Source organism: Burkholderia paludis, assembly GCF_000732615.1.
In the GTDB taxonomy this organism is placed as follows: domain Bacteria; phylum Pseudomonadota; class Gammaproteobacteria; order Burkholderiales; family Burkholderiaceae; genus Burkholderia; species Burkholderia paludis.
In genome coordinates this window covers 14,584-33,970 of record NZ_JPGL01000079.1, presented here as the reverse complement: position 1 = coordinate 33,970, position 19,387 = coordinate 14,584, and the positions used below count along the sequence as shown (strand labels likewise).

Below are 19,387 nucleotides of genomic sequence, written 5' to 3'. Positions count from 1 at the left end.
GCATCGGCGAGCCAGGCGGAACGGTCCGGCACACCCGGCGGTCATACACTTTTTTCAGGGGATACGGATGGCATCGAGCCAGCGCACCGCGGATTTCATCGTCGAGCAGATGGCGGCGGCCGGCACGGTATCGGCGCGCAAGATGTTCGGCGAGTACGGTATCTATTGCGACGGCAAGATGGTCGCGCTCGTCTGTGACGACCGGCTGTTCGTCAAGCCGACGCCTGAAGGCCGCGCGTTCCTCGGCGCGTGCGAGGAAGGTTCGCCGTATCCGGCCGCGAAGCCGCACCTCGTCATCGGCGGCGAGCACTGGGACGATCGCGAATGGCTGTCGGCGCTGATCCGGATCACCGCCGCGCAGTTGCCCGTGCCGGTGAGGCGTCGCCGATAACGGCCCGCTTGCATGCAATGTTGCGCTGCGGCCAGGCGTATTCTGTGACACATGGGCGCGACCGTCGCGCGCCTGGCGGGAGTACAAGAATGAAGACATCCGGACATCCGCGCGGCTGGTGGCTTGCCCGCCGCGCCCGGCACGCGCTCGTCGCGGCCCTGTGTGTCGGCTGGAGCGTGCTGTCGTTCGGCGCGGACGACGCGGCCGCGCTGCTCGACCGTTACCACAGCCTCGGCGCGCAACTGAAGGACAACGCGTTTCACCGGCCGCTGTACCTCGAATCGTCCGAGGCGTCGTCGTCGCTGAAGGGCGACATCTACGCGGTGGTCGACTATCCGTTCGCGGTCGTGAGCGGCCAGCTCGGCGATCCCGCGCAGGGGCCCGCGAACTGGTGCGCGGTGCTGATCCTGCACCTGAACACGAAGTACTGTCATGCGTCGCCGGGCGGCGGCAGCGGCCCGGTGCTCGACGTGAACCTCGGCCGCAAGATCCAGCAGAAGCTGTCGGACACCTATCGCGTGCAGTTCCGCTATCGCGTGGCGGCCGCGACGCCCGATTATTTCCAGGTCGACCTGACCGCCGACAGCGGCCCGATGGGCACCCGGGATTACCGGATCGAGCTGGAGGCGGTGCCGGTCGGCGCATCGCGCACGTTCCTGCATCTCACGTATTCGTACGGCTTCGGCACGGTCGGCCGCATGGCGATGAAGACCTACCTCGCGACGGTCGGCAGCGACAAGGTCGGGTTCACTCCCGTCGGCGCCGCGTCGGCCGCGCCGCCGCAGTACATCGGCGGCGTGCGCGGGCTGCTGGAGCGCAACACGATGCGCTACTACCTCGCGATCGACACGTATCTCGCGACCCTCGACAAGCCGCTCGACCAGCGCCTCGCGCGCTGGTTCGACGCGACCGAGCAGTATCCGCAGCAGTTGCATGAGGTTGAACGCGGTGCGTATCTGCAGATGAAAGCGCAGGAGGTGCAGCGGCAGCAGGCGGCGCGGTGACGGGGCGGTTCCCGGTCGCGCCGCCGGGCGTCAGTTCGACGCGCGCACGTTCGAGCGGGGTGCTGCCGGTGGCGAGGTGCGCGTACGGTGCGCGAAGAAACCCGCTTGGATCGGAGCCGTGCCGGCTTCCGACGAACAGCACGCCGCGCGTGAAGGTCGGTGGGGGTGCGGGTTCGATCTGACGGCGGCCGCTAGTCGAGCAACCCCGCGACGACGTCGACGATCCGCTGCAGCAGCGCTTCGTCATAAGGCAGCCACGGCACCGCGCCCAGCGGCGACGGTGGTGGTTCGAGCGTGGCATCGACGGGTTCTCCGTCGCGCATCACGCGCCCGGTTGCGCAATGCACCGACCACGCGCCGACGCGCACATGCCGCTCGTCGATCGTCATCTTCCCTTGCGCCACCGGCCCGGCGAACACGAGCGACAGCACGTGCCGGCGATGCCGCGCCATCGTGCCCAGCGGCAGATCCGACAACCGGTTCACGCGTTGCCGGCGTTGCGTTTCGAGTTCGCGCTGGCGCACCGGGTCGACCGTGAGCGCGGCGGCCGCCGCGCGCGTCGCGTCGTCGTCGAGCGCGAACGCGGCGACGCTGACGAGCAGATCGACCGAGCGCGCCACTTCCGAGAACACCACGCGGTCGATCTCGCCGATCGGCAGCGGTACCCAGCGCCGCTCGTGCCGGCGTTCGAAGTGCAGCCGGCGCGACGTGCCGTGGCTTTCCGAGCCCGGATAGAGCCGTGCATCGACGAGGAAGGTCGCGCGCACGTCGCCGAATTCGCGGACGAGCCCGTCGTCGTACGCGCGGATCGACCAGCCTTCGCGCCGCGCGACGCCGACCAGCTGCCGGCTCGACAGCACGTGGCCTTCGAACATCGCGGAATCGCTGGCCGACGCGTCGCCGTCGGCCGGCACGTAGTATTCGCGGAAGGCCTGCCTGACCGGCTGCCGCAGCGTGCGGCCGACGATCGCGCGTTGCCACGCGAGCCGCTCGTCCGCGTCGGCCAGCAGCGGGTGCCAGAGCCGGATGTCGCTGTCGCCGGCGATGTCGATCGCGCGCCCGGCCGCATCACGCAGCACGACCTTGCCTTTCGCGATGTCGGGCATGAACGACTGCGTCGAGCCATCGCTGCCGCGCGCGTGCCAGATCGTGCGCGCGGCGAACGCGGCACCGGCCGGCGCATCGACGAGGCGCTCGCGCCATTCGGCCTGGCCGAGCGTCATCGACTGCCAGAAGCCGGCTTCCATGCACGTGGCGAGCATCGCGAGCTGCTTCTTGTCGGGCTTCGCGTCGAGCGTCATGCGCAGCGCGGTGCGCGGCCGTTCGCCGAGCGCGCGTTCGGCCGGCTTCAGGTTGCGTGCGAGCTTCTTCTGCACGCCGGCGTGACGCACGGCGGCCAGCGCGTCGCGCAGCGCGTGCACGCCTTCAGGGGTCGGGATGGCCTCGACCGCGTGACCGAGCGCGATCGCGAGCGACTGCGACGGCGCGGTTTTCGCGGCCGTCGGCGCGACGCACACGCCCGTCAGCAGCGGCCCGATCAGCGGGCGCAGCCACGCTTCGTCGCGATAGGCGGCCACGCGCACGGCACGCGCGACGACCTGCGCGTCGTCGGTCGTGAACGCGCGATCGGCCTCGTAGGGAACGGCCCCCGCATGGAGCGCCGCGACCTGCCGCGCGGCCTCGGTCAGCGCGTCGCGCGCGAACGCGACATACGCGGCGTCTTCCGCGAGCGTGACGGCCGGATCGCTGAAGTCGAGCCACAGCCGCCGCGGCGAGAAGTAGCCGTCGTTCGTCGCGGCCAGCGCGAGCAGCGCGGCCGGCCCGAGTTCGGGCAGCACGTCGAGCTCGCGCACGCGAAACGGCGAATCCGCCAGCGCTTGCGCATACGCGTCGCGTCGCGCCGAGAAATCGCGGCGGCCGGCGAACCAGTCGAGCGCATACGTGCCGTACGCGGACGCGGCGCGCGCGCCGTCTGTCTCCGGTTCGTCCGCGATCCTGGCGAGTTCGGCCCGCAGCGCGGACGACGGCAGCGCGTCGAGGCACGGCAGGTCCTCCAGCGCACGCTTCCACCCGCCGGGCGGGATGTCGCGGAACAGTTCGAGCGCGGCATCGGCGTCGACGAGCGGCACGAGACCGAGCGCATCGATCTGCCCGCGCAGCCAGCGCGCGAATTCGGCGCGCGGATCGTCATGGGGGAGTTCGCCTTGCCAGATTGCGTGTTCGGTGCGGCGCAGCGCCGGCCAGGCCGTGCCGAGCGCGTGCGCGTCGAGCGCCGACAGGTCGATCGGCGCACCGGTGAAGCGCGGATGGTCGACGCTGCCGGTCAGCCGGGCGACGAGCTGCGAAGCGAGGTCGCGATCAGGCATCGGCGGCTCCGTTGCCGGCGGGGCGCGATGCGCGGACGCCGGCATGGCCGGCCGTGTTGTTCCGGTGCCATTTATTTTGTACTTGCCTGACGGCGCGGCGCGCGCCGCCGGGGGCGGCCGCCCGTTCGATCGGGTACTGCATGGTGTGACTCCGGCAATGAAACCGTGGGTCGCACAGTATTGCATCCCGATTGGGCTGGCCGGGCGATGGCCCGCCTGGCGGCGTCCCGCCGGCCTTCCGGCCGCCCGGCCATTTCATATGACGTACAGTTTTTTCGTCATGCGTGATCCGGGTCAAACTGTACTCTTGTTCGCGGGATCGATGTGTGTACTCGTCCCGAACTGTTCTTCTCTTAAGATCCGATCATCAAGTGCACAGTGCCGCGGATCCGGTCCTACCGGACCCTGCCGGCGCATCTTCAAGAGAGAGCCAGTGCGATGGAAAAGGCAAAACCGGAGCGACCGATCGGCAATCACGACGGCCCGATCGACGGGCAAAACGTGCGCAATCCCGGCGCACACGGCAGGGCGGCGCGGCGGCGCGGGCCGGCGGGAGGGAAGCGATGAAACTCTATGAAAAACTCGCGGACGACATCGAGCGCCTGATCCGCCAGGGCGTATACCGTCATGGCGACCGGATTCCGTCGGTACGGCAGGCGAGCCAGCAGCACCGGATCAGCATCACGACGGTGCTGCATGCGTACCTGCTGCTGGAGAGCCGCGGGCTGCTGGAAAGCCGGCCGCAGTCGGGCTATTTCGTGAACCTGCGGAACGACGAAGGGCATGCGCCGGTGCGCGAGTTGCGGCCGTCGAAGCCGATCGCGATCTCGTCGTCGGTCGACGTGAGCCGGCTCGTGCTGTCGACGCTGCGCTCGATCGGCACCGACGATGCGGTGCCGCTCGGCTCGCCGTATCCGGACCCGAGCCTGTTTCCGTTCGAGAAGCTGAACCGCTATGCGTATGCGGCCGGCCGCGACAAGTCGCTGTGGGGCGTGACGGACGGGTTGCCGCCGGGCCATCCGCGGCTGATCCGGCAGATCGCGCGGCGCTACCTGGAAAACGGGATGTCGGTGGACCCGAACGAGATCATCGTGACGGTCGGTGCGACGGAGGCGATCAATCTGTGCCTGCAGGCGGTGGCGAAACCGGGCGACACGATCGCGGTGGAATCGCCGACGTTCTACGCGATGCTGCACGCGATCGAGCGGATGGGGATGAAGGCGATCGAGGTGGCGACGCATCCGGAGTACGGGATCGACATCGCGGCGCTGGCGACGATCGCGAAATCGCAGCCGATCGCCGCGTGCATGGTGATGCCGAATTTCCAGAACCCGCTGGGGTTCCAGATGCCGGACGAGCGCAAGCGCGAGCTGGTCGAGTTTGCCGCGAAGGCCGGCATGCCGCTGATCGAGAACGGCGTGTACAACGAACTGTATTTCGGCGAATCGCATCCGAGTTCGCTGAAGTCCTACGACCGGAACGGGATCGTGCTGCATTGCTCGTCGTTCTCGAAGAGCCTGACGGCCGCGTACCGGATCGGCTGGGCATTGCCGGGCCGTTATCGCGACCAGGTCGAGAAGCTGAAATTCCTGAACACGCTGGCGACGCCGTCGTTGCCGCAGCTCGCGATCGCGGAGTTTCTCGAACGCGACGGCTACGAGCATCACCTGCGGCGCCTGCGCAAGGCGTATGCGCAGCAGGCGAACCTGATGCGGGCGATGGTGTCGCGGTTCTTCCCGGAGGGCACGCGCATTTCGAGTCCGGCGGGCGGATACGTGCTGTGGGTCGAGCTGCCCGCGCAGGTCGACGCGATGCGCCTGTACCAGCTCGCGCTGGAACAGGGGATCACGATCGGGCCCGGCTACATGTTCTCGATCACGGACAGCTTCCGGAACTTCATCCGGCTGAACTACAGCAGCCCGTGGTCGCCGGAGATCGAGCAGGCGGTGATCACGGTCGGGAAGCTGGCCGCGGCGTGCATGCGCTGAACGGGCGCGGGTGCGCGCATCGAGCGTCAACGACGGAGCCGGCCTCGCGCCGGCTCTGTCGTTTGCGGGGCGGCCTGTTGCGTTGCCGCCCCGTTCAAGGGGACCGCCGTGTCAGTAGTCCAGTTCGAGCGACGCCATGAAGGTGCGCGGCGTGCCGAGATACGCGGTATTCGCGCCGGGACTGCCGACGATGTTGCCGTCCGCGACGGACGCGTAGTAGCGCTTGTCGGTCAGGTTGACGACCTGGAAGCGGAACGTCTCGCGATGGCCGAAGAACGCGTTCGAATAGCGCAGCCCGAGGTCGAACGTCGCATAGCCCGCGGCGAACGAGTTGTTGGTGTTGGTCGCGGCGCGCTTGCTTTCGACGTGCACGGCGCCGGTGAACGCGACACCGTCCGCAAAGGCCGGATGGTAGTCGGCCGCGAGATCGCCCTTGAAGCGCGGCACGCCGACGACCATGCCGCCGTCGGTCGCGGGATTGCCGGTGTGGTTCAGCGTGGCGTCCACATAGGTGACGCCGCCGAACAGGCTCAGGTCGTGCGTCAGCTCGCCCTGCACGAACAGCTCGGCGCCGATGTCGCGCTGCGAGCCGATCACCGAGAAGACGTTGGTGGCCGCATTCGTCGCGCCCAGCGGGCGCGTCATCCAGAATGCGTCGGCGCTGATCAGGAAGTCCGGATTGGGGGCGTATTTCGCGCCGATTTCGTATTCGTGATCGCGGTACGGCGTCATGAACTGGTTCGCGTTCGCGGTGCCGGCCGGCGCCTGGTCGCCTTGTTCCAGCGCGCTCGTGAAGGTCGCGTAGGTCGTCAGCGCCTGCGTCGGCCGGTAGATCACGCTCAGCGTCGGGCTCAAGGCGCCCGCCTGCGCGTTGCCGCCCGTCTCGCGGCCCTTCGCGTCGAAGCTGCGCTGGTCGATGAAGGTCGAGTTCAGCACGCCCTGGATGGCCCACCGCGGGTTCAGGTGCAGCGTGTCGCCGAGCACGATGGTCTGCTCGGTCAGGGTCGCCGAGCGGTACTGGCCGCCATTGTTCGGCACCGGCGGCGCCGCGAACACGGCCGGGTTCGCGAGGCTCGCGCTGCCGAGCACGGTCGCGATCGGGTTGCGCGACGAGTACTGCGCGTTGTCGAAGCCGTTCGTGCCGAGCGTGAAGTCGTTCATCATCCCCAGTACGGAGAAATGACCGTTCAGCGAAGCCGTGTCGCTCGCGATCGCGAAGTGCGGCACCGCGTTGAAGTTCTTCGTCACCGTATAGCGGCCGGTGTTGTCCGTCAGCGCATTGGTGATGCCGTACAGGCCGCGGTCGGCGTTCTGGTAGAGCAGGCCGACCTCGACGTTCCACTGGTCGTCGATGTCGTGCTTCAGCTTGATCGACGCGGTGTTCGTGATCAGATCCGTGCCGGCGCCGGGCTGCCCGTAGCCGAGCCGCGTCGGGTCGACGGCCGCCGGCAGGAACGTGCTCTTGCCGCTGTCGTAGGTGATGCTGCCGGGCAGGCCGGTGATGTTGGTCTGGTAATGGCTGAAGCTGGTCTCGACGACGGTTTGCCGGTCGAGGTGGAAATCGAGCGCCGCGCTCAGCAGCGTGCGGTTGCTGCGGCTGTCGGGCGCCCAGCTGCTGCCTTCGCCGTGCACCAGGTTGAAGCGATAGCCGATCGCGCCGTCGGGGCGGATGCCGTCGGGGCCGACGCGGCCGCCCACGTCGAGCGCCTCGGTAAACACGCTGGTGGAATCGTCGCCCTCGGTGAAGCGGAACAACGGCTGGTCGGTGGGACGCTTCGACACGTAGTTGAACGTGCCGGCCGGCGTTTGCGGGCCGTAGAGCGAACCGGCCATGCCGTTGAGCACCTGGATGTCCTGCAGGTTTTCGGCCGGAATGGCGGTGGTGCCGATCACGTTGAAGCCGTCGAGCCGCGTGTTCTGCACGATCGACCCCTGGAAGCCGCGCGACTGCGGGCGCGAGACTTCATAGCCCTGCTGGTTGCGGATCGTGACGGAAGGCAGGTAGCGCAGCGCGTCATTGACCGTCGCTACCTGCTGGTTCAGCAGGAGCCCTTGCGGCACGACCGTGACGGACGCGGGAATGTCCTGGATCGCCTGCGTGCCGAGCGCACCCATGGCCGCGCTGTCCGTGAAATAGCGGGCCGTTCCGGGCGCCGGCGCCGAGACGTCGATCGGCGGCAGGACGGTTTCGCCGGGCGACTGCTGCGCGTGAGCCGCGCCGATCCAGGCGGCAAACACCGCCGGCCCCAATACCCATTCTCTTTTCTTCATGTGCATCAGCTTCTGGCGCTGCTCCGTTCAATATGCGAGCGAGCGCTTCGATATGTTTGGTCGGATATAACGAGATCGAAAAAAAGCGCTCATGGGTCCAGGGCGAACGAATGAGCGCTCGTGATGTTCGTTGCGATACAACGCCGGCAGGCCGGCGTCACGCGGTCCGGTGCAGCGTTGTCGTGCCGATTTTATCGTCGGGGTGCTCGCGGCAAGCGGGGCAATCGGTCCGCGGCCGACAGAGCACAGTGCGCGGGCGACCGGCCCGGTGCAAACGGCCGGCCGGGGCGTCATGACGCTACGCGTCGGGGGCGGGGCGGCACATCGTCGTCTGGTATTTGAGCGGCGTCGTATGCAGCACGCGCTTGAACATCGCGGCGAAGGAATTGGCATCGGCGTAGCCGAGACGGCGAGCGACTTCGTCCACGGGCGCATTCGTCGACAACAGGCACATTGCCTCGGATACGCGCATCTGCTCGCGCCACTTCGCGAACGGCATCCCGGTCTCGCGCTGGAAATGCCGCGCCAGCGTTCGCGAACTCGCGCCGAAGCGGTCGCCCCAATGTTCCAGCGAATCGCTGTTGGCCGGTTCGGCCACCAGCGCCTCGCAGATGCGGCGCAGCCGCGGATGCTGCGGCAGCGGCAGGCGACCGTGCAGGTCGTCGCCCGGCGCGATCGCGGCAAGCAGGTTGACGATCAGTTGCGTGAGGATGTCGGCCAGGCTGCCCGGTTCGCGCGGAAGCACCGGCTGGCGAGTCATCGCGAGGATCGCCTCGCGCAGCAGCGGGTCGACGGGCAGGAGGCGACCCTCGTCGTTTCCGCAGATCGGACACGGATCGACGTAAAGGGTGCGGAATCCGACCTTGCCGACCATCTCCAGCTCGTGCTCCACGCGCGGCGGCACGAGCATCGCGCAATCGGGCGTCACGACCCAGCTCGCGGCCGGCGTGCGCACGCGAATCAGGCCGCGGGTTGCGTACAGCAACTGCGCGCGCGGGTGGGTATGCGCGACCTCGCGCGCGCCCGATTCGTATTCGATCGCCTGCCCGAACACGGCAGGCAGGCTGCCCGCTGGCGGAGGGGCGACGGAAGGCGGCGGCGCACGACGCGAATTGTCCGTTTCATTCGAAAACCCACTCATAACGCTCATCGTTGCCAAAACATGTCCGGATTGGCCCCACAGGTCGTCTGCCTCTGCGGAGCGCCAACTAATAACATCTGACCTCGCCAGACGGCCGCCCGGCGTGTGTTCACGGGGTGCGGCGCCTGGACCATCGAACGACACAGTCCCCCATCCGCGCATCGCCTTTGCCTGCGGCGTCCGTTGCCGCGGGAATTATAGCTTCAGAAAACGTAATAAGACGCATTATCATTAACATTCGCGAGTGGATTGACGATGAAGGGACGCAAGGACAACACCATGGCCGGGCCGCGCGGATGGCGCGCGGCGTTTTTGCCCACACGGGCGGCGCTGCTGGGCATGCCGCTGGCCGTTTCCGCGCTTGCGCACGCGCAGTCGGGCGACGACGCGATCCGCACGCAAGGCGCGCAGCGCGCCGGCCAGGGCGCCGCGGCCGTTTCGGCGCCGGCACAGGATGCACGGCCGGCGGTCGACGGCACGCTGCCGGCCGTCAACGTGCTGGCGCAACGCGAGTCGCCGACCGGCCCGACCGCCGGCATCGTCGCCACCCGCGCCACGACCGCCACCAGGACGGACACGGCGATCGTGCGCGTGCCGCAGTCCGTGTCGGTCGTGACGCGCGACCAGATGGAGCAGCAGGGCGCGACCACGGTCGACCAGGCGCTGCGCTACACGCCGGGCGTGTATTCGCAGGACTCGACCGACTTCCGCTTCGACCAGTTGCGCGGGCGCGGCTTCGACTACACGGAATATCTCGACGGTCTCGCGCTGCAGTTGAACCAGTATTACGCCAATCCGCGGATCGACCCGTACTTCCTCGAGCGCATCGAGGTGATGCGCGGCCCGGCGTCGGTGCTCTACGGCGCGGGCAGCCCGGCCGGCATCGTCAACATGGTGTCGAAGCTCGCGACGGAGGATCAGGTCAACGAGGTTCAGCTGCGCCTCGGCAATCACGACTACTACGGCGCGGCGTTCGACGTCGGCGGCAAGGTGGACAAGGACGGCACCGTGCTGTGGCGGATCGTCGGGCTCGGCCGCGACGCCGATACCCAGGTGGGCGGCGTCAAGGATCAGCGCCTCGCGATTGCGCCGAGCGTCACGCTCAAGCCGGGCGCCGACACGCGCCTCACGCTCTATGCGCAATATCAGCGCGATCCCGCGGGCGGCCAGTTCGATTCGCTGCCGGTGCAAGGCACGGCAACCTACAACCCGAACGGCAGGATCAGCCCCGGCATCTACGTCGGCAACCCGGACGACGACTACTTCCGCCGCACGCAGTACGCGTTCGGCTACAGGTTCGAGCAGAAGCTCGGCAATGCCTTCACCTTCCGCTCGGACGCGCGCTACATGCACGACGACGTCGACTACCATCAGTCGTACTTCGGCACCTGGAAGGCGGGCACGAACCAGTCGGTGCTCACGATGAACGCGTTCCTCGACCGCGAGCACCTGAGCCAGTTCGCGATGGACAACCAGCTCGAGGCGAGATTCTCGACCGGCGACGTCAAGCAGACGGTGCTCGTCGGCGTCGACTATCAGCGGCTGCTGAGCGGCACGAATTCGGGTTCGGGCGCCATCGGCACACTCGACCCGTTCAACCCGGACTTCTCGACGCTTGGCCGGATCACGAAGACGACCAAGCGTGTCGACACCGCGACCGACCAGCTCGGCGTCTATCTGCAGGACCAGATCGAGTATCGCCGCTGGCTGCTCACGCTCGGCATCCGCAACGACTGGACCTCGACCAACATCCAGACGAGCGGCTCGACCTCGAGCCTGCAGAACCAGACGCCGCATGCCTTCACGTGGCGCGGCGGCCTGTCGTATCTGTTCGACAACGGCATCGCGCCGTACTTCTCGTACGCGAAGTCGTTCCAGCCGACCACCGGCGTGAACTTCGCGGGCCAGGCGCTGGTGCCGACCACCGGGCAGGAGTACGAGGTGGGCGTGAAGTATCAGCCGACGAGCTATCGCGCGCTCTATTCGGCGGCGCTGTTCGATCTCACGCAGCACAACGTCACGACCGCCGACCTGAATCACCCCGGCTATTCGGTGCAGACCGGCGAAGTGCGCTCGCGCGGCCTCGAACTCGAGGGCCGCGTGCAGCTCACCGACGCGCTCGCGATTCTCGGCTCGTATACGTATCTGAACCAGGTCGTCCTGAAGTCGAACACGGCGTCGCAAGTCGGCAAGCGTCCGACCTTCGCCCCGCGCAACATGGCCAGCATCTGGGCCGACTACACGCTGCACGGCGGGCCGCTGCGCGGCTTGGGCTTCGGCGGCGGGGTGCGCTACCTGGGCATGTCGGCGGGCGATACGGCCAACACCTTCGACGTCAGCAGCGTGGTGCTGCTCGATGCGGCCGTGCATTACGACATCGGCAACTGGAAATTCGCGCTCAACGCGACCAACCTGACGAACCGGACCTACGTCGCGTACTGCTCGGGCGGCGCGTGCTACTACGGCTCGAAGATCGGCGCGCTGGGTACGGCGAAGTATCAGTGGTAAGCCGATCGCGACGAGGGCCGCGGCCCCGTGTCGAACCCGTCGGCTCGAAGGTTCCGGCACGTCGCGGCCCCGGGTATCCGCGCGCGGCACGCGGTGCCGTGCGCCTGCGCGGCGTACGGATACCGGGCGACGCCGGCGCGGGAGACGCCGCGCGCCGACCTGCCGCCCGCGCGCGCGGCCCGGCGCGCGGGCGCCCCGTCCTGACGCAATTGGCCGGACAGGGCCCCGCGAGGCCGGGACGTGCGTCGATCAGAGGCTGTCGAGAAACGCCTGCGTGACCGCCACCCACGGGCCGTTCCCGTCGTTGTTCGCGTCGTATTCGACGGCGGGATTCTGGCCGCCCCAGATGATCAGCCCGGCCGCGGTGGTGCTGCGGATCGTGTTCAGCATGCTCTGCCAGGTCGAGGCCGGGATCAGCGTCGTGTTCTGGTCGTAGTACTGCGGCCAGATGTACGGAAAGGCCGGGTGCGCACCCGTGCTGCTCTGGCGATCGATCGTTCCCGTCGTCGCGAGGTCGGCGTTGAGCTGCGACGCCCATGCCGCGCCCGTGTACGGCGAGGTGCCGTTGGCTTTCACGTATTCGCTCGGGAAATAGGCGGTCTGGCCGTTGTTGAGATCCATCAGCTGCGCGATGTCGCGATAGGCGCTGGCCGGGTCCACCGTGCTGATGTTGGCCGCGTTCGCGAGCCCGTACCACCCGAGCACGCGGTTCGGGCGAATCTCCTGGGTCCACTGCTGAAGCTGCTTGAGGATCGCGAACCGGTTGGCGATCGTCGCCGTGCTGCCGGTCAGGTACAGCTTCTCGCAGTCGAGTACGAGGTAGCCGGCCGAATCGGCCGGCGTCGGGTCGTAGGTGTTGACCAGCGCTACCCAGTCGCTCTGCGACGGCAGCTTGACCTTGCCCGTCGACGCATCGTACGTGAGCGGCTGGCAGTATCGGGCCGGGATGAAATTGGTCTTGATCGCGCCGTGACCGATCGTGACGTCGGCGTAGGCCGTGTCGTCCAGGACGGTAAACGACGCTGCCGCGCCGGCATCGAACGGCCGGGCGAGCGCCAGTGCGATCAGGGCTGCGGCGCCGACGCTTGCGGCGATCGTCGCGCGCCGGCGGAGGGATCGGAATGACATGGCTGGACTCCTGGTAGGCAAGTGGAAGGAACATGGCGTGCGGCGCCGTTACCGCGCCGGTCGCGCCGGCTAGAACATCGTTTCGATGCCGGCATAGACGCCGGTCTGTCCGTGACCCGGCGCCGGGTTCGTGCCCCAGCCGGCGTTCATCGGGCCGAGCCCCGGGCTCTGCGGATTGACGCCGAAATTCGCGTTGGCGCTGTTGAACACGTGCGCCGCCATGCTGTACAGGAACGTCCGCTTCGACAGGTCGTACATGCAGCCGACGCCGACCATCGTCACGCGCGATTCGCCGTCGTGATCGGCGGTCCATTTGCCGGGGCCGACCTTCATCGTGTAGGCCGCGCCCTGCAGGTGGAAAAACGGATTCACGTCGTACGTGAGGCCGGCCCACCAGAGGTCGGCGCGGTCGGACAGGCCGGCCGGCGTATCCGGCGCGGAGTAGTGCGTGTACGCGGCCTGCACGCGAAACGGGCCGAACCGGTCGCGCACGCCGACGAACAGCTCGCGCGAGTAACTGAACAGGTTGTTCTCGATGCCCTGCGCGTTGCGGATCTCGTCCCAGACCACCCGCACCTGGAAATCGCCGCGCGTGTAGGCGCCGCTGACGCCGTCCGCGCGGCCGGCCTTGCCCGCGTTGGCCGGATCGCCCGCATTGAAACTGGTCGGGCTGTTGCCGAGGTTCAGCTCCGCGTCGAACGAGAAGCCGTTCAGGTCCGGCGACAGGTAGCGGATGCCGTTGGAGAGGCGCGAGCCGTTGCGGTACGCGACGAACGATTGCGCGCCGAAGTTCTCCTCGAGCAGCGGGTCGTATTCCCAGACGTAGTTGTTGAGCATCGGCCCCTGGCCGAACCGGATCGTGCCGTAGGTGTCGTTCTTCAACCCGACCCAGGCCGCGCGCTGGAAGATCAGCCCGGCGACCAGCGAGCCGGTCGGCGTGAACGCCGATTCGAGCCAGAACAGCGCGTGATTGCCGTTCCCCAGGTCTTCCGTGCCCTTCAGGCCGATGATGTTGACGCCCCAGTCGCTGCCTTCCGACCAGCGGGACGCGAGCCCGTGCGGCGTCTGCACGCCGCTCGTGTACTGGACGTCGCCGCCCAGGCGTCCCCACAGCAGGACGTTCGATTGCGCATGCGCGAGTGTCGTCACGAAGCACGCGACCGCGAAGGCGATTCGGCTTTTCATTTATTTAGCTATCCATATTTAATAGGGCGATAAAGAAGCGGCCGTTCCCCCCTGGCACGACCGCCTTTCCGCATGACTGCCGGGTGCGCTCAGCGCGGCTGCTGCACCGGCAGCGGCCCGTCGGCGCGCGGCGCCGGGCGGGGTGCGGCGGGCCGGACGAACTGCCGGCGCTGATCCTGCGTCAGCCCGAAGAACCACGTGAGCACGAACGCCGACGCATAGGCCGTCGCCGTCGCGAGACAGTAGACCGCGACGCTGCTGCCCAGGCCCATCGGGCCCGTGACGAGCGGGATCAGCATCAGGTTGGCGGGGCCGATCGTGGTCGCGCCCACGAAGTCGCCGTGGCTGGCGAAGTACCCGAGCACGAGCGCGCCGATGCCGCCGCCGATCGACGACGTGACGAGCGGGCGGCCGAGCGGCAGCGTGACGCTGTACAGCAGCGGCTCGGAGACGCCCAGCATGCAGGTCGGCAGCGTGTCGCGGATCCGCTGTTTCAGGCCCGCATCCTTCACGCGGAAATAGAGCGCGAAGGCGGCGCCGGCCTGTCCGCAGCCGGACATCGCGAGGATCGGGAACAGCGCCGTGAAGCCGTATTGCGCGATGAGCTGCGCATGAATCGGGATCAGCGCCTGATGCAGGCCGAACATCAGGAGGCCCACGAACGACGCGGCGAGCACGAACGCGGCCGGCATGCCGCCGACGTTCAGCAGCAGCGTGGTGATCTTGCTGACGCCGTTCGTCAGCACGTCGGCCACCGGCATGAGCACGAACAGCGTCGCGACGCCGGCGACGAGTAGCGACACCGTCGGCGTCACCAGCGTCTCGATCGCCGGCGGGATGCGGGTGCGCAGCTTGCGCTCGACCAGCGCGACCAGCGCGCCGGCCAGCAGCGCGCCCATCAGCCCGCCCTGGCCGGGCCGCAGCACGATCTCGCCGAGGAGCGGCAGCGTGAACGCGGGGAGCTTGGTCAGCGCCGGCACGATCATCACGCTCGCGGCCGCGCCGCCGAGGCTCGGCGTGCCGTCGAATTCGCGCGCCGCATTCATGCCGACCTGGATCACCAGGAATGCGAAGAACGCCGTGCCGATCGTCGACGCGACGGTCGCGAGAAAGGCGAGGTCGCCGGCGCTGTCGGGCGGTGAATGCCTGGCCCACAGCAGCAGCAGGCCGCCGAGCGCGTTGATCAGCCCCGCGCCGACCAGCGCGGGGATCAGCGGCGTGAAGATCGCGGCGATGCGGCGCAGGAAGCCGCGCACGGCGTGGTTGCCGCGCTTCGAGGGCGCGGGCGGCGGGGCGGCCGGCGCATCGGCCGGCGAGGGCGCGCCGCTCGCATCGTGTTCGCTCAATGCCTGCGCGAACGCGCTCCATACCTGCTTGACGGTGCCCGGACCGATGACCACCTGCAGCGGATCGCCGCTCACCACGCCCAGCACGCCGGGCAGTTGCCGCAACGCGGCCGGATCGGCGAGCGCGGGATCGGCGAGGCTGACGCGCAGTCGCGTCATGCAATGCGTGTGGTGGCGCACGTTCCGTGCGCCGCCGATTGCACCGAGAATCGCGTGGGCCAATGCCCTGAACCGCTCTGTCGTGTCCGCCGCCATGCCTGCTCCCGTGAAAGACCGAACCGCCCCGATTCGGAGACGGATACAGTGAACTGTCGATAAATTGGAACGTACCAATACATATAATGGTTGGCAATAGGTAGTTTTTTAGAAGCTGTCCAAGGGATTGGTGGATAGCTTTCCAGCGTTGGAGATAACGGGGTCAGGATGATGGTGCTGGCCGCGTTCAGGTGAAAATATACGTGTTATCAACGGATTATCGGTGTTTCGCAAGAGGATTCGCCAAAGTCGACGCCGCTCCCGTCATCGCATCGGATGAATTCTCGATTTACAACCAATGCCATACCAATTATGATCGACTCCATCTCTCACCCAACCTGTGGAGCGTCGTCATGCCGCTGGATCGTCTGATCACCGAGCAGCCCAACGTCTTCAGCGCCAACCTCGACCAGCTCGGCATCGAGGAAGGCGTGGCGTTGATGAATCGCGAGGATGCGTTCATCGCGCCGTGTGTGGCACGCGCGCTGCCGTCCATCGCGGCGGGGGTGCGGGCGGTCGCGCAGGCGCTGCGCACGGGCGGCCGGCTCGTCTACATCGGCGCGGGCAACAGCGGCCGGATCGGCTATCTCGATGCGCTGGAATGCCAGCCGACCTTCGGCATGTCGCCGCGGGAAGTCGTGGGCATCGTCGCGGGCGGCTTCGTCGGCGTATCCGAGGGCGTCGAGGATTCCGCGGAAAAGGGGCAGGCGGACCTGCAGGACATCGCGCTGCGGTGCGAGGACGTGGTCGTCGGGCTGAGCGCGAGCGGCCGCACGCCCTACGTGATCGGCGCGCTGCGTTATGCGCGGCACATCGGCTGCCGCACGGTATCGGTGGCGTGCAACGGCGGGAGCGAGGTCGGCGCCGTTGCCGATGTCGCGATCGAAGTGGACTGCGGCCCGGAGATCCTGGCGGGATCCACGCGCCTGAAGGCCGGAACCGTCCAGAAGATGGTCTGTAACATGCTGTCGACGCTGTCGATGGTCGCGCTCGGCAAGACCTATGGCAATCTGATGGTCGACCTGCAGGTGCACAATCACAAGCTGCAGCTCCGCGCGCAATCGATCGTCGCGCAAGCGGCGGGCGTCGCGCCGGACGTCGCGGCGCGGACGCTGGCGGAAGCGGGCAACCGCCCGCGGATCGCGATACTGATGCTGCTGGCCGGCTTGAGCTGCGGCGAGGCCGAAGCGCTGTCCGTCGAGCATGGCGGATCGATTCATCGCGCGCTGCAGTCGCGCAAGCCGTCCTGACGCCGTGCGTCGCACCGCGTCGCCTGTTCAATCCTGACCTTTTCTAGTGTATCGATGACGGAACGCCGCCTGGATGACCTTCTTTCGCTCGACCCGCAACCCGACGCGCGCCTGTTCGGCGCGTCGCAGGTCGCCGAGCTGCATGCGCCGTCGCCGGGCGGCGCGAGAATGCCGATCGCCTCGCGGCTGGCCCGGATGCTGCGCGCGATCATCGTCGACGGCACGATGAAGACCGGCGAGAGCTTCCCGCCGGAGCGGGAGCTGGCCGCGCAGTTGCAGGTGTCGCGCGACACCGTGCGGCGCGCGATCGAGGAACTGATTCGCCAGGGGCTCGTCGAGGCGCGGCAGGGCGCGGGGACCTTCGTTTCCGCGCGCGTCGAGCAGCCGCTGACCGAGATCACCAGCTTCTCGGACGACATGCTCCGGCGCGGTTTCCGCCCGGGGTCGCACTGGGTCAAGCGCGAACTGCGCCGCCCGACCCCGGAGGAGTCGCTCGCGCTGGGGCTCGCGCCGGATTCGGTCGTCATGCACCTGGAGCGGGTCAGGACCGCGGATGCCGTGCCGATGGCCGTCGAGCGCGCCGTGCTGGCCGCCGACCTGCTCGGCGGCAACCTGGAGTTCGGCGATTCGCTGTACGGCGCGTTGAATGCCGCCGGCATCTGCCCGGTGAGGGCGCTGCAGCGGCTGCGCGCGGAGCTGGCGTCCGGGCTCGATGCCGAGTTGCTCGGCATCCGTGGCGGCGATCCGGTGCTGCATATCGAGCGCCGCTCGTTCTCGGTCGAGGGGCGGCCGCTCGAGCTGACGCGGTCGTTTTATCGTGGCGACCGCTACGACTACCTCGCGGTGATGGGTAAGGCGTGATGGCTCCGCCGCGCCGGAGCCGTTCCGGGCAGTGATGAAGCAAGCGGTACGACCGACCGCACACGATCCTCTGCTGCGATCCGCCATACCGGTAGACGGAGGGCGGCGCGCCGTTTCCATTCGGGGAATACGGATTCCCGGCATCCGCGATGCGCACCGGCAAGCGCAACGTCACTGTCGGCGCCAATGACCATCCCGAGATTCGACAGGCGTTGAGCGCCTGTCGATGCCCGACCCGTCCGGCATCAGAACCAGGCCATGCGCTGGCTCGACGGAGCGGCACTCTTGAACGCCAGCACGGGTTTTTCAACCAGGTGCCATGACAGCCAGGCGAACCCCAGTGTGATCGCCGTCGCCATCGTGAAGTGGGCGGCAAATGACAACTCGGCGCCGAAATACCAGACAAGCGTTTGCTGCACGACGAAGGCGTAGATATATACGCCATAGGAAAGATCGCCGAATCGGCCGAAGCGCCTGAGAAATGTCGTGGACGCATCCCCAAGCATGACGGTCAGCGGGGCAAGGGTGACGAGGGTGCCCAGAAGCTGCTGCCCCATGAAGTACGTCGAGATGCCGGCAAGTGCAATGAGGGCGGCCCACGCAAGCCGCTGCGATTTCCATTTGTCCCGGTACAACCCCATGAGCGCACCGAAGCAGAAGTACAGCCCGTATTCTCTGTTGGGCACCCGGTTCGGGTTGGTTTCCGCACCGTAAATGCCGAAGTGATAGATAACAAACGCGATGACCGCGAGCAGGACGATGTGACGTCGTCCGACAAGCGTCAGCGCGCCTGCGATAGCCAGGTAGACATACCATCTGACTTCGATCGGGATTGTCCACGTCGATCCGTTTACCGCATTGGGGAATGGGTTGCTTACGAATACGCCGGGCAACTGGTAGTTCATCCGGAGGCGCAGATTGTCCATATATCGAACAACCAGCGAATCCTGGAAGTACTCGGAGACTTCCAGCTCGGAAACGATCGGGCCGACCACGAACGCGGCCAGGGTAGTGACGACGAATAACCCCGGCCAAATCCGGAGGAAGCGCTTCAGTGCAAAGCGGATCAGGTTTGGATCTCGCTGCCAGCTCTGGACGACGAGATAGCCGCTGATTGAGAAAAAGATCGAAACACCCAGGGCGCCAAGCTCCAGATTCGAGTCGAGGACCGGCTGGGGTCTGCCCAGCAGTGCGAACTGATGGCTGAACAGCACCATGAAAGCGGCGAGCAGCCGCAAGAAATCGAAGTTATTTTTATACTGCATTCCAATGCCATGGGTTTATCTAAGACGCACGGCTTTACCCGTCTGCGAAGAAGCACGTATTTGATGCCGCCGCTAGTGTCATTTGCAGTGCAAATCAGACATTTCCGTCTGTCGGGCATTGCACGGCGACCCCGCATCGGGCTGATGCGATGCGTTGTGGTCGCCGAGACACCATCCAATTCGAATTGGCGGGAGGCCGGCGGAATTATGGCACGAAAGATGCGGGGTTCAGCGAGACTCATCCTGAGTCTCGTCGTGTCAGATCGATCCTGTCGCTACACCAGTTGAGCGGACACCGGCAAAAGGCCATTGCCGACGGCGTGATGAAACGCGGACTGCGCGAGTTGTCGACCCACCTCGCGTTTTACGCCGGCTGGCCCGCCGCGGCATCCGCGGTCAATGCGCTGGCCGCGCTTCCCGAGTGACGG

At 67.3% G+C, this 19,387-nt stretch carries 14 protein-coding genes; 7 read left to right on the top strand and 7 right to left on the bottom strand.

Annotated elements, in window-relative coordinates:
- The first annotated feature begins 67 nt into the window (after positions 1-67).
- Positions 68-391 carry a TfoX/Sxy family protein gene (locus GQ56_RS0134630; RefSeq protein WP_031403006.1) on the top strand — a complete coding sequence of 108 codons (324 nt, stop codon included), beginning with the start codon at positions 68-70 and terminating at the stop codon, positions 389-391.
- 89 nt (positions 392-480) lie between these two features.
- Positions 481-1,395, top strand: a complete 915-nt coding sequence (locus GQ56_RS0134625) for a hypothetical protein (RefSeq protein ID WP_031403005.1) — start codon at positions 481-483, stop codon at positions 1,393-1,395.
- A 191-nt stretch (positions 1,396-1,586) separates the two neighbouring features.
- Here GQ56_RS0134625 and GQ56_RS0134620 read toward each other — a convergent pair whose 3' ends face one another.
- The gene (locus GQ56_RS0134620; protein WP_031403004.1) at positions 1,587-3,761 is read right to left on the bottom strand and encodes a DUF4132 domain-containing protein; all 2,175 of its coding nucleotides are present in this window, start codon (positions 3,759-3,761) and stop codon (positions 1,587-1,589) included.
- Between the two features lie 563 nt (positions 3,762-4,324).
- Between GQ56_RS0134620 and GQ56_RS0134610 the strand changes: the two genes are divergently transcribed.
- Positions 4,325-5,749: an aminotransferase-like domain-containing protein gene (locus tag GQ56_RS0134610; RefSeq protein ID WP_031403003.1), complete on the top strand. Its 1,425-nt coding sequence runs from the start codon at positions 4,325-4,327 to the stop codon at positions 5,747-5,749.
- A gap of 111 nt (positions 5,750-5,860) precedes the next feature.
- Here GQ56_RS0134610 and GQ56_RS0134605 read toward each other — a convergent pair whose 3' ends face one another.
- Together GQ56_RS0134605 and GQ56_RS0134600 are read right to left on the bottom strand one after the other, a co-directional pair.
- Positions 5,861-8,020: a TonB-dependent receptor gene (locus GQ56_RS0134605; RefSeq protein ID WP_161788597.1), complete on the bottom strand. Its 2,160-nt coding sequence runs from the start codon at positions 8,018-8,020 to the stop codon at positions 5,861-5,863.
- A 298-nt stretch (positions 8,021-8,318) separates the two neighbouring features.
- Positions 8,319-9,161 carry an AraC family transcriptional regulator gene (locus tag GQ56_RS0134600; protein ID WP_160257586.1) on the bottom strand — a complete coding sequence of 281 codons (843 nt, stop codon included), beginning with the start codon at positions 9,159-9,161 and terminating at the stop codon, positions 8,319-8,321.
- A gap of 255 nt (positions 9,162-9,416) precedes the next feature.
- Between GQ56_RS0134600 and GQ56_RS0134595 the strand changes: the two genes are divergently transcribed.
- Entirely contained in the window at positions 9,417-11,669 is a 2,253-nt protein-coding gene (locus GQ56_RS0134595) for a TonB-dependent siderophore receptor (RefSeq protein WP_235212812.1), read from the top strand.
- A 249-nt stretch (positions 11,670-11,918) separates the two neighbouring features.
- Here the strand turns inward: GQ56_RS0134595 and GQ56_RS0134590 are convergent, their stop codons facing one another.
- The 3 genes from GQ56_RS0134590 to GQ56_RS0134580 form a co-directional block, all read right to left on the bottom strand.
- Positions 11,919-12,797, bottom strand: a complete 879-nt coding sequence (locus GQ56_RS0134590) for a hypothetical protein (RefSeq protein ID WP_031402999.1) — start codon at positions 12,795-12,797, stop codon at positions 11,919-11,921.
- Positions 12,798-12,866: 69 nt separating this feature from the next.
- Complete coding sequence (locus tag GQ56_RS0134585; RefSeq protein WP_031402998.1) at positions 12,867-13,982, bottom strand: porin; 1,116 nt, start codon at positions 13,980-13,982, stop codon at positions 12,867-12,869.
- 89 nt (positions 13,983-14,071) lie between these two features.
- Positions 14,072-15,583, bottom strand: coding sequence for a PTS transporter subunit EIIC (locus tag GQ56_RS0134580; protein ID WP_081895016.1), 1,512 nt, complete (start codon positions 15,581-15,583; stop codon positions 14,072-14,074).
- 353 nt (positions 15,584-15,936) lie between these two features.
- Between GQ56_RS0134580 and murQ the strand changes: the two genes are divergently transcribed.
- Positions 15,937-16,833: an N-acetylmuramic acid 6-phosphate etherase gene (gene murQ / locus GQ56_RS0134575; RefSeq protein WP_031402996.1), complete on the top strand. Its 897-nt coding sequence runs from the start codon at positions 15,937-15,939 to the stop codon at positions 16,831-16,833.
- A gap of 54 nt (positions 16,834-16,887) precedes the next feature.
- Positions 16,888-17,694, top strand: coding sequence for a GntR family transcriptional regulator (locus GQ56_RS0134570; RefSeq protein ID WP_081895015.1), 807 nt, complete (start codon positions 16,888-16,890; stop codon positions 17,692-17,694).
- Between the two features lie 245 nt (positions 17,695-17,939).
- Here the strand turns inward: GQ56_RS0134570 and GQ56_RS0134565 are convergent, their stop codons facing one another.
- A complete protein-coding gene (locus GQ56_RS0134565; RefSeq protein WP_031402994.1) occupies positions 17,940-18,959 on the bottom strand; it encodes an acyltransferase family protein in 1,020 nt (339 codons plus the stop codon).
- A gap of 149 nt (positions 18,960-19,108) precedes the next feature.
- Here GQ56_RS0134565 and GQ56_RS46965 point away from each other — a divergent pair, with 149 nt between their 5' ends.
- Entirely contained in the window at positions 19,109-19,384 is a 276-nt protein-coding gene (locus tag GQ56_RS46965) for a carboxymuconolactone decarboxylase family protein (protein WP_081895014.1), read from the top strand.
- Positions 19,385-19,387: the final 3 nt, after the last annotated feature.

Coding starts and splice junctions, on each gene's coding strand:
- GQ56_RS0134610 (WP_031403003.1), top strand. CDS start 4,325: ATGAAACTCTATGAAAAACTCGCGGACGACATCGAGCGCCTGATCCGC.
- GQ56_RS0134570 (WP_081895015.1), top strand. CDS start 16,888: ATGACGGAACGCCGCCTGGATGACCTTCTTTCGCTCGACCCGCAACCC.
- GQ56_RS0134620 (WP_031403004.1), bottom strand. CDS start 3,761: ATGCCTGATCGCGACCTCGCTTCGCAGCTCGTCGCCCGGCTGACCGGC.
- murQ (WP_031402996.1), top strand. CDS start 15,937: ATGCCGCTGGATCGTCTGATCACCGAGCAGCCCAACGTCTTCAGCGCC.
- GQ56_RS0134595 (WP_235212812.1), top strand. CDS start 9,417: ATGAAGGGACGCAAGGACAACACCATGGCCGGGCCGCGCGGATGGCGC.
- GQ56_RS0134580 (WP_081895016.1), bottom strand. CDS start 15,583: ATGGCGGCGGACACGACAGAGCGGTTCAGGGCATTGGCCCACGCGATT.
- GQ56_RS0134590 (WP_031402999.1), bottom strand. CDS start 12,797: ATGTCATTCCGATCCCTCCGCCGGCGCGCGACGATCGCCGCAAGCGTC.
- GQ56_RS0134585 (WP_031402998.1), bottom strand. CDS start 13,982: ATGAAAAGCCGAATCGCCTTCGCGGTCGCGTGCTTCGTGACGACACTC.
- GQ56_RS0134565 (WP_031402994.1), bottom strand. CDS start 18,959: ATGCAGTATAAAAATAACTTCGATTTCTTGCGGCTGCTCGCCGCTTTC.
- GQ56_RS0134605 (WP_161788597.1), bottom strand. CDS start 8,020: ATGAAGAAAAGAGAATGGGTATTGGGGCCGGCGGTGTTTGCCGCCTGG.
- GQ56_RS46965 (WP_081895014.1), top strand. CDS start 19,109: ATGCGTTGTGGTCGCCGAGACACCATCCAATTCGAATTGGCGGGAGGC.
- GQ56_RS0134630 (WP_031403006.1), top strand. CDS start 68: ATGGCATCGAGCCAGCGCACCGCGGATTTCATCGTCGAGCAGATGGCG.
- GQ56_RS0134600 (WP_160257586.1), bottom strand. CDS start 9,161: ATGAGTGGGTTTTCGAATGAAACGGACAATTCGCGTCGTGCGCCGCCG.
- GQ56_RS0134625 (WP_031403005.1), top strand. CDS start 481: ATGAAGACATCCGGACATCCGCGCGGCTGGTGGCTTGCCCGCCGCGCC.